This window comes from Neobacillus pocheonensis (genome assembly GCF_050477905.1).
Classification (GTDB): Bacteria; Bacillota; Bacilli; order Bacillales; family Cytobacillaceae; genus Neobacillus; species Neobacillus pocheonensis_A.
Genome location: NZ_JBCNAD010000048.1, coordinates 30,795 through 45,477 on the forward strand (window position 1 = coordinate 30,795; position 14,683 = coordinate 45,477).

The window sequence follows — 14,683 nt, forward strand, 5'->3', positions numbered from 1 at the left end:
CAAATCCCTCCTAGAAAAACCCGTTTTCTTCCAAATATTTTGCAGTGATTCCCTCACTACTTTTTTGCTGCTTATTATTTTTCATTCCATTAATAAAGTGTCCCACATACTTCCCAATCATGTCGCATTCCAAGTTAACAATATCCCCTGACCCTTTTTGCCCCAAAATGGATTCACCTAGAGTATGAGGGATTAAGGATAATGTAAAACCATTCTCGGAAACTGCAAAGACGGTAAGACTTGTCCCGTCAATGGCTATTGACCCTTTTACAATCACGTATCTCATTAATTCATGGTCAGCCTCAATTTCATAATAAACAGCATTTTCAATGGCTTTCTTGCTCTTGATAATCCCCGTTCCATCGATATGACCTGAAACAAAATGACCTCCAAACCTTCCTCCCGCGGCCATTGCCCTTTCAAGGTTGACCTTTGAACCACGTTTTACCATATTTAAACTCGATGCCTTAACGGTTTCTGGCATCACGTCAACAGTAAAGCGATTGCCAGTAAAAGAGGTTACAGTAAGGCACACCCCGTTAACCGCAATACTGTCACCAAGATGGACGTCCTCAAGGATTCTTCTCGACTCAATGGTAAGAACAAAGGACTCACCCGTCCGCTGGATATTCGAAATTGTCCCTATTTCTTCAACGATTCCGGTAAACATAACGACTTCTCCTTTATAAAGGAATAAAAAAGACCCTGAAGTTAATCGCTTCAGGGTCACTTTAATGACAATAGGAAAGTAAGGCTTAGAATTAGGCAGATTTCACCCTATTCATAATCCTGTTTTTTCCTTCTCCCATCCAGACTTTAACTGTCGGCCCTGGAATTTCACCAGATCCACCGCTTAACTTAACGTTAATCGGGTCACGGACTAAGAAGCATTGCTTCATCACCGCCGGTTAGGAATTTCACCTTACCCCGAAGGAATTATTAAAATATACCTTTAATAGTAGTATACTTTAATCCAAGAGTAAAGGAAAAGCACTCCTATTATCAGAAATATTCTGGATTGGCCTTTTATTTTCAAAAGGTCTTTACAGGTAAATAGATATCAAAATGTAGATTTCCAATACCATTCTGCTGTTTATGCTCTTCTTTGTAGACTTCCAAACTTAACGCATGATGATCCAGTTCATACCCGTACTCTTCCATCCATAAAAACAGTTGATGGTATGTATTTTCGACTTCCTCAGGTTTGCCCTTATGAGTCCCGACCACATAATTTTTCCTTGGAATCGTAAATCCAACCATACCTTCAGGAATTTCATCAATCTTTTCGACAGGTTTTGTTACATAGTAGGTAATCTCTGTTTCCCTGCTATGAAACGGAGCAATGAATACTGGCTCCTCTGTCTGATGGGATATCTCACTTAATCGATTCTCCATTACCTTAAAAAGATTTGGAATGTTATGTGTTTCAGAGTATGTGCCATTCCAAGAAATCCCAACCACTTTCAGTTCCTCTTTTTCTACGACTTGGATACCCAAGCTTATCCCCCCTTTAAAACATCATATTACTAATATTCTAAATTTATCACTCAAATTCCTTCTGAAATAATTCGACTAATATAATATTTTTTAAAAATTACCAATTAAAAAACAACCAAAATAATAGGTTGTTTTAACAATAAATTATTTCAATATATCTTGAGAAATATTAAAAACATTCCATAGGAACGTAGCATAGATAGCCGAAAGAATCCATGCCAGCCAGGGTTTCCAATAATGAACGGCTAAAACAGAGAACATAACAAAGCTAAAAAAAGTAGACCAGCCTAAATTCCAGCCATTTTTATGAACCATCGCTCCCAATTTCAAATCAGTGAATTCGTTAATGGTATAAACAAGCGTCCACACTGATATATGAAGAATTTTTTTCCAAGCCGCCTTAGGCATATGACCTAGAAAAATGCTAATGGTCACAGGATATTTTATTAACATAACTAAAAAAGCGATATGAGTGTGTTTTGCCCATAATTTATCGCTTCCAATTGGCACGTATTCCCACATGCTATGCTTAAAGAATAAAAACTGATACACTAAATCCCCAACCATCAGGAAAAGAAATGTAGGGTAATAAGCACTCCAATTTTTCCAATCCCCCCATTTAATCGCTGAAAAAATAAAAATGGCTCCATACATCACATTCAGATTCACATGGTTGCTCCTTCTCTCGCTAATTATCCATATTTTTTCCAATCTATTGGAAAATATTAAATAAAAAAAAACAGAGGAACACAAATTCCTCTGATCATTAATTTCCAACTTCAACCACAAAAATTGTAAAGTTGAATTTTTAATATATGAAAAAATAGATTATACTGTATTTATCACCATTAATAGGAGGCAATTATGTCTGAATCCAATCAAGAAACACCAAAAAAGAAAATTAGCTTACAGGAAGCCATGAAACAACAGTTGGAGAACAAAAAGAACAAAGCAGCCGCCGGAAATACGAATATGAATGGCTCTCAAGCAACGAAAAAACTAAGTAGCCAGCAAACGAAAAAAGTTAGCAATTCACGCAGGAAAATGGGCGTCTAATAAAAGACAAATTGGTAAAAGAAAAACAGACCCAGGAATAACCTGGGTCTGTTTTTTCATGTCACTTATGATTTACGGACGTTTACCGCTTGTGGTCCACGTTGTCCATTTTCGATTTCAAACGTAACCTCTTGACCTTCATCTAAGGTTTTGTAACCCTCACCTTGAATCGCTGAGAAATGAACGAATACATCATCTCCGCCATCGCGCTCAATGAATCCAAAACCTTTTTCACCGTTAAACCATTTAACTTTACCTGTTTCCATTTCTTTGTAGCCTCCTAGCATGTAGCCATAACATAATTTTGCAAAATATACTTGCTTGATTATTTTTACCAAACCTTTTTCTTCCTATACCAGCCTTTTAGAAATTTTTTTAAATTTTAATGGACCCATTTACGTATAGCTTTGGCCACTCCATCTTCTTGGTTTGTAGCGGTAATCCAGTCGGCAGCCTCCTTCAATGTATCCTGGGCATTTCCCATTGCCACACCAAGACCCGCCTCGGTAATCATCGCTAAATCATTAAGACTATCTCCAACTGCCATGACTTGTTTCATTTTAATGCCTAAACGCTCACAAACAATTTTAAGCCCTTTAGCTTTATTTATTCCTACTGCATTTACTTCGATATTCTTTAAGGTTGAATTACTCAATTCAAATTCGCCTTTTGCCTGTAATTCTTTTTTAATGAGCTCTCTTGTATCATCATCATCAATATTAAAGCCAAATTTAAGCCATTCTTTCGTATGTAGATCCTCAGGCAATTCATCGTGCCAATTGCGTTCCGTGCTGATTGCCCAAAATTTTGTCTTATGTTGTTTTGAAAGCTCCCACATCCACTCGATGAGCTCCGATTTCACAAGATTTCTTTCCACTAATTCCCGATTTTCGTCCCATATTTCACTTCCATTTACGGTAACTAAATAAGATGTGAGTTCAAGTGAATCTGCATGTTCACGGCTGGTTAGTAGTGATCGTCCAGTGCTTAACACAACAATTACACCTTTTTCTTGCGCTTCTTTAATTGCCTCTCGGTTTTCATCTGATATTTTTCCTTTATCATTTAAAAGGGTTCCGTCCATATCGAGTGCAATCAGTTTAATATCAATATCCATTGTAAAGTAAGTATCTCCTTTCAATTGGGTTTATTTTTAAGTAAACACTTTTTAGGAAAAAAAATCAAAAAACTGCGACTACATCGCAGCTTTTGTTTATTGCTGGTATTGGACACGATGGAGATTGGCAAAAATACCGCCTTGCTCAATCAGTTCATCATGACGGCCATCTTCAGCAATTCCTTCTTCTGTAACGACGATAATTCGGTCAGAATTCCGAATGGTGGCCAGCCTGTGAGCAATAATAAGAGTGGTTCGATTCCGGGCAAGTTCAGTCAAGGCTTCTTGAATGACCAATTCAGTCTCGGTATCAAGCGCGGAGGTTGCTTCATCCAATATTAAAATGGGTGGATTTTTCAAAAACATCCTGGCAATTGCAATACGTTGTTTTTGACCGCCGGAAAGCTTAAGACCTCTTTCACCAATTTGTGTTTCATAACCATCCGGTAATGAGGCAATAAACTTTTCAAGATGGGCACGGCGGGCTGCTTCGGCAATTTCATCATTCGAAGCATCTTGTTTCCCATAGGCTATATTCTCACGAAGTGTTCCTGTAAATAAGAACACATCCTGTTGAACCATTCCAATTTGCGCACGTAATGACTTTTTCGTCATATCACGAATATTAATCCCATCGATGAAAATTCCGCCTTCGTTTACATCATAGAACCGAGGAATCAATGAGCAAATCGTCGTCTTCCCAGCACCCGACGGGCCGACAAACGCTACTGTTTCACCAGCATGAATATCGAGGTTAATTTTTTCTAGCACCGATTTATGCTTGTCATAGCGAAAAGTCACGTCATTAAAAATAATATTTCCTTTAAGGGAAGCAACTTCCACGGCTTGTTCCGTATCCTTGACATCCGGCTCCGCATCGATTAACTCGATAAACCGTTTAAATCCAGCCATCCCTTTTGGATACAATTCCATAATGGCACTGATTTTATCGATTGGTTTGAAAAGTACATTCACATAAAGGACAAATCCAACTAATTCCCCATATGAAAGTTGACCTGAAAAACTAAGCCACGCACCGTACACTAAAACGATGATTGTAATAAGTCTTGTCATCATGTAAATGCCGGAAATACTGAAGGACATAACACGGTATCCACCAAGCTTCGCTTCACGGAATTTGTGGTTATTTTTTCTAAATCTAGCAATCTCAAATTCTTCATTTGTAAAGGATTGGACCACTCGGCTCCCAGAAACACTATCCTCAACTCGGGCGTTAACATCCGCAATGCTCGAATACATTTGTCCCCATGCTTTATTCATTTTTAAATTACAAACAACTACCAAGACAATTAATAATGGTAGTACCAAAATTGCAACTAGCGCCAGTTTTACGTTTATGGTAAGCATGATCCAAAATGCTCCGATGAATGTCATCACCGCAATAAAGACATCTTCAGGCCCATGATGGGCAAGTTCCCCAAGATCAAATAAATCGTTCGTAATCCGGCTCATAATATGACCGGTTTTCGTATTGTCAAAAAAGCGAAACGACTGTTTTTGCACATGCTCAAACAGTTCTTGTCTCATATCGGTTTCAATATTGATCCCAAGCTTATGTCCCCAATAATTGACTACAAATTGCAGAAAAGTGCTTAATAAATATACAAGGAACAGTCCAATGCTTACAGAAACAATAGCTGGCCATTCACCTCCTGGCAAAAGAACATCAATAAACCACTTCACCGCCAGTGGAAAAGCTAATTCAAGCATGGCAACCACCACTGCACTGCTGAAGTCTAAGATAAATAGCTTTTTGTGAGGTAAATAATAAGAAAAGAACCGCCGAATCATATCATTCTCCTTTTATCTAGGCTCAGTTAAATGACATTGTTGATTTTTAACACTGTTGATTGGAGCGGAAGGCGCGAAGACTCCTGCGGGAGTACGGGGCAGGGGAGACCCCGCAGGAGCGAAGTGACGAGGAGGCTCCCCTGCACGCCCGCGAACCGCTCGCGCCTGGAGCGCAAATCAACAACCAAGTTTCACAGAGCCTTTATATAAAGTAGCAATAATAGGATTATATGAAAAATATATGCACAATTTCAAGTTTTTTGAAAATAAGCATAATAAAAAAAACACCTGGATACATCCAAGTGTTCTTCAATTTTAGTGATGATGGTGATGACTGCCTTTAGAAGGGTTGGTAATAACCCATTCCTCTTTCGGGACTTGGAAGTATTGAATCCATATTCCATCCAAGTTCTCATCGTTTTTATCAAGAATAAAATCAATATCCTTGTCGGTTTTAACCACTTCATCATTATCGGTCGGTGTATCCATCATCAAATCATAATGTGCGTGGTCCCCATGAATACTGGTGACGTAAATACGAAACATTTTACCCTCTGCATTTTCCTCGGCTAACATTTTTTTCAAAGCTTTTGCGGCAATTCGATTAATTTTGACTTTCATTCAATGCTCTCCTCTTTCTATGTAGTCATTTACATTATCCCATTAATATACTAAAATAGACAATTTTCAAGTGAAAATCCCACGAAATTATCGTGTCCAATGGCTTGTGACAATTAAATTCCAAGCAATTCCCTATTTAGTATTTTAAATCCTTAACAAATTTGTCACAACTTTTTTCAAAAACCTATATAAACCTTATAGACGAATTGTTAATATTGTGGAGAAGTAGTGAACACCACAAATTAATATTAGATGATAATAAATTTAATTTGAGGTAATACTTGTATTTTTGAAAAAATCGCGTTATCCTATTGAAGTTTGTGAATGAATTCACGAAGACATTGTGGAAAAATGAACAATTTGCCTGAGAGGAGCTTTAAAATGTTTAAAAAGGGTTATTTAATCCCACTTCTAGCATTCCTGCCTGTATTACTTTTAAGCGGCTGTAACAGCAAAATGGTTGTCTTTGACCCAAAAGGTCCTGCTGCTAGAGACATTCTTGACTTGATTAACTGGTCACTCGTATTTATGCTGATTGTTGTCGTCGTGGTTTTTGGTTTATTTGGGTATATCATTTGGAAATACCGTGCAACACCAAAGAATAAAGACTATGTCCCGCCTGAAGAACACGGCAGCACAAAGTTAGAAATTGTTTGGACAGTGATCCCGATTTTGATTGTAATTGCCTTAACTATCCCCACTGTAAAGACGATTTATAAACTTGAAAAAGTGCCTCAAGGCTATGAAGATAAAAAACCAATTACTATCAATGTCACTTCCGCAGACTGGAAATGGATTTTCAGCTATCCTGAACAAGGCATTGAAACCGTGAACTATGTCAACATTCCTGCCGGTACACCGGTAAAGTTTAAATTAACTTCTGCCGGAACTATGCAGTCTTTCTGGGTACCAGCACTTGGCGGACAAAAATACACGATGAATAAGATGGAAACAGAGCTTTACCTCACTGCTGATCAACCTGGCGAATTTTTAGGAAGAAATACCAACTTTAACGGTAGAGGCTATGCTGATATGGAATTTACCGTGGAAGCAAAATCCTCCAAAGAATTTGAAAAATGGGTTAAAGACGTAAAGGCAAGTGCTCCAAAGTTAACAGAGAAAAAATATAATGAGCTATTAAAGCCAACTCATTTAGGTAGAGAAACATTTATCGGAACTCACTTAGCATGGGTTGACCATGGAAAGATGAATTCAAAAACGTATACGAATCCGGAGCTATACAAAGTACACGGAGTCCAAGGTAAGATTTTTGAAGAAAAACAGACCGACAAAAACTCTATGGACATGAAAGGCATGGACATGACTGAATCTAACGGAGGTGAGCAGCATGGGAATTAATTGGCATGACTTTTTCATTGTTGGGAATCCATTAATCCTAGGTTCTCAGATTGCTATAGTTCTAACGATGGTTGGTATTGTAGCTGGAATAACCTATTTAAAGAAATGGCAATGGCTATGGCGCGAATGGCTGACAACGGTTGACCATAAACGAATTGGGATTATGTACATTCTTTCAGGAGTTTTGATGTTCTTCCGTGGCGGCGTTGACGGACTATTAATGAAGGCCCAAACATCTCGTCCTGAAATGAAATTTTTAGATGCACAGCACTATAATGAAATTTTCACCACTCATGGTGTTATCATGATTTTGTTTGCGGCGATGCCATTATTAATTGGATTAATGAACGTGGTAATTCCACTGCAAATTGGTGCACGTGACGTTGCCTTTCCTCAATTAAATGCCCTTAGCTTTTGGTTATTCTTTAGCGGAGCAATGCTCTTTAATATTTCGTTTGTTATTGGTGGTTCTCCAGACGCTGGCTGGACGGTTTACTTCCCTCTTGCTGGTAAAGAATTTACTCCTGGGATTGGGAATAACTATTATGCGATTGCCCTGCAAATTGCCGGGATTGGTACTTTGATGACGGGAATAAACTTCATCGTCACGATTTTAAAGATGCGTACAAAAGGCATGACCTTAATGAGAATGCCAATGTTTACATGGACTTCTTTCATTGCGTCAGTCATTATTGTGGCATCGTTCCCTATTTTCACAGTTGCTCTTGCGTTGATGACATTTGACCGTATTTTTGGTACCCACTTCTTTACGCTTAGCGGCGGAGGAATGGATATGATGTGGGCGAACTTGTTCTGGCTATGGGGTCATCCTGAAGTATATATTGTTGTACTCCCTGCTTTCGGGATGTTCTCTGAGGTTATTTCAACCTTTTCCCGTAAAAGGTTGTTTGGATATAATTCCATGGTATTTTCCATCGTCGGAATTGCGTTTTTAAGTATGCTGGTTTGGGTGCACCACTTCTTTACAATGGGTGCGGGACCTGCTGTTAACTCCGTTTTCTCGATTACAACGATGATGATTGCGATTCCCACTGGTGTTAAAATGTTTAACTGGCTGTTCACCATGCGAAAAGGCCGAATTGAGTTAACGACGGCAATGCTATGGGCACTTGCATTCATACCATGTTTTGTCATCGGTGGTGTTACCGGTGTTATGCTGGCAATGGGTGCCGCCGATTATCAATACCATAACACCCTATTCCTTGTGGCCCACTTCCACTATGTGTTAATACCTGGCGTTGTATTTGCCGTATTTGCGGGTCTTTACTACTGGTGGCCAAAAATGTTTGGTCACATGCTAAATGAAAAAATTGGAAAAGTTCATTTCTGGTTCTTTACGATTGGCTTTAACTTAACGTTTATGCCAATGTTCTTCTTGGGATTAGATGGAGCTGTTAGACGTTCTTATACCTATTCCGCTGAATCTGGTTATGCTCCACTATTCTTATTGTCAGCGATTGGTGCAGTTATTTTAGCGATTGGCTTTGGAGCCCTTTGCTATAACATTTACTGGAGTGCAAGATATGCAGACCGTAATATCTCGAACGATCCATGGGATGCAAGAACACTTGAGTGGGCTACTGCTTCACCTGTTCAATTCTATAACTTTGCAAAACTTCCAGAAGTGAAATCGATTGATGCTTTCTGGTATATGAAAAAACACAATGAAGGGCTAACCTTAAAAGATGAAGAAGTAGAAGAAATTCATATGCCAAGCAATTCAGGTCTTCCGTTTTATATGGGTGTTGTTTTTGGAATTACTGGATTCCTCTTGGTTTTCGAATGGAAGCTTGCCGCTCTAGTAGCGACTATCGGTATTCTTGTTGGTTTGATTATCCGTTCATTTGATTACAATGATGGATTCCATGTACATGTCGATGAGATCAAGAAAACAGAAAAGGCATGGAGAAGTGTGAATAAAGGGGTGAAAAACCATGTCAGCTAACGTCAATACTGCACTGCCACTTGAATATCAAACAGAACAAAACAGAATGAATATTTTGGGCTTCTGGATTTTCTTAGGGGCCGAAATCATCCTATTTGGAACACTATTCGCTGTCTTTTCAGTACTGAATGCCCGCTATGCTGGCGGGCCTACTCCTAAGGATCTTTTTGAAATTAAGGATGTCATGGTAGAAACCATCCTTCTGTTAACGAGCAGTTTCACTTGTGGTCTTGCAATCTATGAAATGCGCCGCGGAAACCGTAATGGTTTACTACTTTGGTTCATCATCACACTCTTACTTGGAGCAGGATTTGTCTTCATGGAAGTAACAGAATTCATTCATTATGTCCACGAAGGTGCAACGATGCAGACTAGTGCTTTCTTATCAAGCTTCTTTGTTCTGCTTGGTACACATGGTCTTCACGTTTCCATGGGGATTGGCTGGGCAACGATGGTTATCATCCAAATTTTCCAACGCGGATTAACACCTGTAACAGCACGTAAAACATTTATAATCGGTTTATACTGGCACTTCTTAGACGTAGTATGGATCTTCATTTTTACATTTGTGTATTTAGCAAGGATGGTGGCGTAGAATGGCGAAAAATACAAAAGGATTCCCTATCACACATGTAGTAGGTTTTATCATGTCGTTGGTGCTTACTTTTGCAGCCCTTGGCGTTGCCATAAAAACTAACCTTCCCTTTAAAACAATCCTTTGGATTATTGGGTCACTTGCTGTTATCCAAGCAGGTCTTCAACTATACATGTTCATGCATATGAACGAAGGCGAAGACGGAAAGTCTCAAGTAATCAACGTTGCTTACGGCTTCTTCATCGCAATTGTAACCGTTGCTGGATCTATCTGGGTTATGTCTTTCGGGATGTAAATAGAAAAGCTCCAGCGCCTTGACCAGCCCCGACAAGCATAAGACGCTCCCAAAAGGAAGGCGTTTTTTGCCTTCATTTTGGGAGTGGCTTAGACCTCGAGGGGCTTGGCGCTGGAGATGGACAAAAATATAGGGTGTCAGGCACCATGTGAAAATTTCACAATGGTGCCTGACACCCTCTTTTTATTTAGGCGTTCGTTTTCTTTTGGTTCTAACAAGCTGGTAGCTGATAAAGGCGACATATAAGGGAATCGCGACATAGATGAAATACGGAAAACGGTGCTGTTCCTTTTTAAAAACTAAATAAATAGCGTATCCCAAGAAAAGAGTGATGATGATCCCGTATTTTGGCAGCGGAATATCTTTTAGACTTGGGATTTTTATCGTACTTACCATTAAATAACAAAGGAGAAAAAAGGCGATTGGAAGAATGATTTCGGGCATCTTCCAATGAAATAGCGTTAACAAAGTCAGCACGCCGCCGGCAGCGGTAATTGGAACTCCTGTAAAGTATTTGAGAGAAGATTTGACTGCATTGATATTGAATCTGGCCAATCGATATGCACCGAATAAGGGGAAAAGCCCGGCAATCGCCATACCAGGAATCCCGAAATAAGTAAAATAGGAATAGTAAGCCATCATTGCAGGTGCCACACCAAAGGTCACAATATCTGCCAAAGAATCTAGTTCTTTCCCTAAATCACTTTCGACCCGCAGCATTCTCGCAATCCGCCCGTCCATACTATCGAGCATCATCCCAATTAAGATGAGTATCGCCGCATTTTTGTAATCATCCTGTGCTGAATACATCACCGACAAGAAGCCGCAAAATAAATTTAACAGTGTAAATAAGTTAGGAATACTATTTCTAATAATAGGTATCACTCCAATTTTTAACCGCGAAGCTTTCCGTTCTGAACATCATATTTCGCTTTTATATTTCTTATTATACCGTTTTTCCTTATAAAATTGGAAAAACCAAATTAAAGTTGCCAGCCAAAATCCACTGGCGAAATAACCGCCAATAATATCACTCGGATAATGTACCCCTAAATAAATTCGGCTAATCCCGATGGAAAGAATCATCACGATACTAAATAAAATCAGTATACTTCTTCCCCATTTGGTGGGGATATGCCGCCAAAGTAAAAAGGTGATAATCCCATAAACAGTAAAAGCATTCATTGCATGACCACTTGGAAAACTGTACCCACTAATATCTATTAAGCGATGTAAGTCGGGTCTGACACGCTGGAAAATATTCTTTAATAGACCATTTAGGCAGGCTGAACCGAGGATTGCCGTTACAAATAAAATGAGCTCAATCCCATGATGGAGCACTTTAAAAAGAAAAAACATTAGCAGAATACTAAGAATAATAACAAATGGTGCCGAGCCAATGAACGTAAACGTCTTCATCATACTCGTTAATCCTGGAGATTCAAGCCCTTGGATTAATTGAATAACCCAACTGTCAAATTTAATGATCTTCTGATCACTAATCAATAACGAGATGAAACTAAAGCCTATAACACATACGGAGCTAATAATAAAAGCCATTATCAAATAGGCTCTTAACTGCATAAGCAAATTCCTTTCATGTTCACTTATCAACAACCTTACCAAAAAATAGCGAAATTGTAAAAAAGCAATCCCTCACAGCATAGGAATTGCTTTAACTGTTTTAGGATGCTTTTGGTTCTTTTCTCATTGGATCTGTGTCCTTATTTTTCGAGAAAAACCAGCCGGCTGCGGCAATCCCAGCTAATACCGCATAAAAACTGATCTTCCATGTACTTGAATGAGCAAACTCCTCATTTAAAATCGCTAACGCTGGATGTGATAGTGTGTAGACGGCTAGCTTTACACCCACCCAGCCCACGATAGTGAAGGCGGCAATTTCAAGACCTGGCCTTCTCTCTAATAATTTCACAAACTGATTGGCTGCAAAGCGCATAATAATTAATCCAATAATACCACCGGCAAAAATAACTAAGAATTTTCCGCCATCAAGCCCGCCAATTTTCGGGAGCGGTGTGTCTGGAAGGACAACTGCCATTGCTACAGCAGCAAGGATCGAGTCAACCGCAAAAGCAATATCTGCCAATTCTACCTTAAGGACTGTGCTCCAAAAATTGCCGCCTTTCCGTACTTTGCTGCCTTCACCTTTTTCCCCCGCTTTTCCGTTTACAACCTTTCGGAAAATATGATTTCCTGCCATGAATAACAAATAAAGCGCCCCGATTGCTTGCAGCTGCCACACATCGACCAGGTAGGAAATGATAAAGAGTGAGGCAAAACGAAACACAAACGCTCCTGCTAATCCATAGAATAACGCTTTTTTTCTTTCCTCCTCAGGTAAGTGCTTCACCATAATCGCAAGTACCAATGCATTATCAGCTGCCAAGAGTCCTTCTAACAAAACCAGAATTAATAATACCCAGCCATACTCAACAAGAATAGCTAAATCCATGAAAATTCCTCCTCTAAAGTAAGATCTTTTTTTTAAATACTTCCTGATGCCAATAAAATAGGCCTTTACTGTTTACAGTAAAGGCCTAAAAATGCATACAAAAAGACCTCTACAGTAATGTAAAGGTCTTGCTAACAACGTAAATGTTGCCAATAAAGCCGAAGAATTTTATTCTCGGAATGACGACTTTATTGTAGCAGCTACTCCCCTTTAAAAAGGAAATATTTAATTACTATCAATATATTATAATTTATTCAGGATGTCAATGTTTGCTTATTTCTACATTCTATATACCCTAGCGTATTTTTTCTCAAGATATTCCACAAGGTAGTCTGCGTTTAGTTCTTCGCCTGTCACCTTGACAATTAATTCATTCGGTGTATAAAGCTTTCCGTACTGATGAATATGTTCTTTTAGCCAAGTTTGTATCAAGTCAAAATTTCCATTTTCAATATAGTTGTAAAAATCAGGCAGTTCTTTTTGGATGGTGCGAAGAATTTGTGCCGCATAGAGATTTCCTAACGAATAGGAAGGGAAATATCCAATCCCGCCGAATGACCAATGGACATCTTGAAGCACGCCTTCTGTATCAGTACTTGGAGTAATACCAAGGTAATCCTGCATCTTCTTGTTCCAAATTACTGGAAGATCTTTAGCTTCTATCTCCCCAGCAATTAACGCTTTTTCGATTTCATAGCGCAGCATAATATGCAGATTATACGTTAATTCATCCGCTTCAACGCGGATAAATGAAGGCTGAATGGTGTTTACCGCACGATAAAATTCTTCAACTGAAACATCCTTCAGTTGAGTTGGAAAATACTCCTGAAGCTTAGGGAAGAAGAATTTCCAAAACTCTTCACTTCGTCCGACCATATTTTCCAAAAATCTTGATTGTGACTCATGAATTCCAAATGATGCTCCACTTTGAAGAATCGATTCCTCAAATTCAGGGTTTACATGCTGTTCATAAATTCCATGTCCTGCTTCATGAATCGTTCCGAAAAGTGCTGAGCGGACATTTTTTTCTAAATATCGAGTGGTTAATCGTACATCTCCTGTATTGACAGTTTGGGCGAAAGGATGTACAGTTTCGTCCAGACGGCCGCCGTCAAGATCAAAACCGATGATTGGCAGGATATAGCGATTAAATTCCTTTTGTTTATCAATTTCAAATGACTGGTTAAACACTTCAACCTGTGTCCGCTGCCCATTCTCTCTAATTCGTTCTAACAGTTTCACACTGGATTCTCTTAACTTAGCAAACAATGGATCTAGTTTTTTGACTGTTAAGCCTGGTTCAAATTCATCCAATAAAGCATCATAAGGATGCTCCTCATAGCCATATATCTCAGCAAATTTTCGCTTATACGCTACAATTTTTTCTAAATATGGTAAAAATCGTGCAAAATCATTGTTTGCTCTCGCTTCTTCCCAAGCATCATTCGCTTGTGCAGTTAATACACTATATTCTTGAAAAAGATCGGCAGGAATGCTCTTCGACTTCTGATAGTAATCTTTATATTCACGGATCTTTGCTTTTGCATAAGGAGCTAATTCCTTCAAGTTTTCCGGTTTTGATAAGGTTTCCAGCAGTTCACCCATTTCACTTGAAACCATTAGCTTAAAAATTTCAGTCCTTAACGAGCCGGTAGCCTTAGCAAAAATGGATCTACCTTTTTTCGGCGCCATGACCTTTTGATCCCAATCAGCTAACCCGATGATACTTGAAAAATGGGTTATTTTTTCATCTAAAGCTGAAAATTGCTCCAATGCTTCTTGTATAGTTGGATCAAGTACTTTTTGTTCCATTATGTAGACCCCCTATTTTCTTTTTTTATATTGGCTCTGTTAAATTTGGCTGTTGATTTCCGCTCCAGGCGCTCGCTTTC

16 protein-coding genes and 1 riboswitch are annotated in these 14,683 nt (G+C 38.9%); of the genes, 5 read left to right on the top strand and 11 right to left on the bottom strand.

From position 1 onward, the window contains the following. Positions 1–10: 10 nt before the first annotated feature. From ribE to ABES02_RS24795, 3 genes are all read right to left on the bottom strand, one after another. Positions 11–670 (bottom strand): riboflavin synthase, encoded by a 660-nt coding sequence (gene ribE, locus ABES02_RS24785; protein WP_430140441.1) that lies wholly within the window; start codon positions 668–670, stop codon positions 11–13. Positions 671–793: 123 nt separating this feature from the next. Continuing rightward, positions 794–939, bottom strand: a riboswitch (FMN riboswitch). A gap of 93 nt (positions 940–1,032) precedes the next feature. Further along, complete coding sequence (locus ABES02_RS24790; protein ID WP_430140442.1) at positions 1,033–1,497, bottom strand: GyrI-like domain-containing protein; 465 nt, start codon at positions 1,495–1,497, stop codon at positions 1,033–1,035. 144 nt (positions 1,498–1,641) lie between these two features. Further along, entirely contained in the window at positions 1,642–2,166 is a 525-nt protein-coding gene (locus tag ABES02_RS24795; protein ID WP_430140443.1) for a CBO0543 family protein, read from the bottom strand. Positions 2,167–2,361: 195 nt separating this feature from the next. Between ABES02_RS24795 and ABES02_RS24800 the strand changes: the two genes are divergently transcribed. Beyond that, positions 2,362–2,553 carry a hypothetical protein gene (locus ABES02_RS24800; RefSeq protein ID WP_430140444.1) on the top strand — a complete coding sequence of 64 codons (192 nt, stop codon included), beginning with the start codon at positions 2,362–2,364 and terminating at the stop codon, positions 2,551–2,553. Between the two features lie 65 nt (positions 2,554–2,618). Here the strand turns inward: ABES02_RS24800 and ABES02_RS24805 are convergent, their stop codons facing one another. The 4 genes from ABES02_RS24805 to ABES02_RS24820 form a co-directional block, all read right to left on the bottom strand. Beyond that, positions 2,619–2,819, bottom strand: coding sequence for a cold-shock protein (locus tag ABES02_RS24805; RefSeq protein WP_430140445.1), 201 nt, complete (start codon positions 2,817–2,819; stop codon positions 2,619–2,621). A 116-nt stretch (positions 2,820–2,935) separates the two neighbouring features. After that, positions 2,936–3,670: a Cof-type HAD-IIB family hydrolase gene (locus ABES02_RS24810; RefSeq protein ID WP_430140446.1), complete on the bottom strand. Its 735-nt coding sequence runs from the start codon at positions 3,668–3,670 to the stop codon at positions 2,936–2,938. 96 nt (positions 3,671–3,766) lie between these two features. Then, positions 3,767–5,482, bottom strand: a complete 1,716-nt coding sequence (locus ABES02_RS24815) for an ABC transporter ATP-binding protein (protein WP_430140447.1) — start codon at positions 5,480–5,482, stop codon at positions 3,767–3,769. Between the two features lie 315 nt (positions 5,483–5,797). After that, complete coding sequence (locus tag ABES02_RS24820) at positions 5,798–6,103, bottom strand: iron-sulfur cluster assembly accessory protein (RefSeq protein ID WP_430140448.1); 306 nt, start codon at positions 6,101–6,103, stop codon at positions 5,798–5,800. A 381-nt stretch (positions 6,104–6,484) separates the two neighbouring features. Here ABES02_RS24820 and qoxA point away from each other — a divergent pair, with 381 nt between their 5' ends. The 4 genes from qoxA to qoxD are packed head-to-tail and all read left to right on the top strand — an operon-like array spanning position 6,485 to position 10,318. Next, on the top strand, positions 6,485–7,462 hold the full coding sequence (gene qoxA / locus ABES02_RS24825) for a cytochrome aa3 quinol oxidase subunit II (RefSeq protein ID WP_430140449.1): 978 nt from the start codon (positions 6,485–6,487) through the stop codon (positions 7,460–7,462). Continuing rightward, the gene (qoxB, locus tag ABES02_RS24830) at positions 7,452–9,428 is read left to right on the top strand and encodes a cytochrome aa3 quinol oxidase subunit I (RefSeq protein WP_430140450.1); all 1,977 of its coding nucleotides are present in this window, start codon (positions 7,452–7,454) and stop codon (positions 9,426–9,428) included. Before qoxA ends, qoxB begins: the two co-directional genes overlap by 11 nt. Next, a complete protein-coding gene (qoxC, locus tag ABES02_RS24835; protein WP_223587825.1) occupies positions 9,418–10,023 on the top strand; it encodes a cytochrome aa3 quinol oxidase subunit III in 606 nt (201 codons plus the stop codon). Before qoxB ends, qoxC begins: the two co-directional genes overlap by 11 nt. Position 10,024: 1 nt before the next feature. Next, positions 10,025–10,318, top strand: a complete 294-nt coding sequence (gene qoxD / locus ABES02_RS24840) for a cytochrome aa3 quinol oxidase subunit IV (protein ID WP_430140451.1) — start codon at positions 10,025–10,027, stop codon at positions 10,316–10,318. A gap of 183 nt (positions 10,319–10,501) precedes the next feature. On the opposite strand, the gene pssA is transcribed toward qoxD, so the two are convergent. From pssA to ABES02_RS24860, 4 genes are all read right to left on the bottom strand, one after another. Continuing rightward, a complete protein-coding gene (gene pssA, locus ABES02_RS24845; RefSeq protein WP_430140452.1) occupies positions 10,502–11,203 on the bottom strand; it encodes a CDP-diacylglycerol--serine O-phosphatidyltransferase in 702 nt (233 codons plus the stop codon). Positions 11,204–11,239: 36 nt separating this feature from the next. Further along, positions 11,240–11,902: a phosphatase PAP2 family protein gene (locus ABES02_RS24850; protein ID WP_430140453.1), complete on the bottom strand. Its 663-nt coding sequence runs from the start codon at positions 11,900–11,902 to the stop codon at positions 11,240–11,242. A 100-nt stretch (positions 11,903–12,002) separates the two neighbouring features. Beyond that, positions 12,003–12,791 carry a TerC family protein gene (locus ABES02_RS24855; RefSeq protein WP_430140454.1) on the bottom strand — a complete coding sequence of 263 codons (789 nt, stop codon included), beginning with the start codon at positions 12,789–12,791 and terminating at the stop codon, positions 12,003–12,005. A 279-nt stretch (positions 12,792–13,070) separates the two neighbouring features. Beyond that, the gene (locus ABES02_RS24860; protein ID WP_430140455.1) at positions 13,071–14,603 is read right to left on the bottom strand and encodes a carboxypeptidase M32; all 1,533 of its coding nucleotides are present in this window, start codon (positions 14,601–14,603) and stop codon (positions 13,071–13,073) included. Between the last annotated feature and the right edge of the window lie 80 nt (positions 14,604–14,683).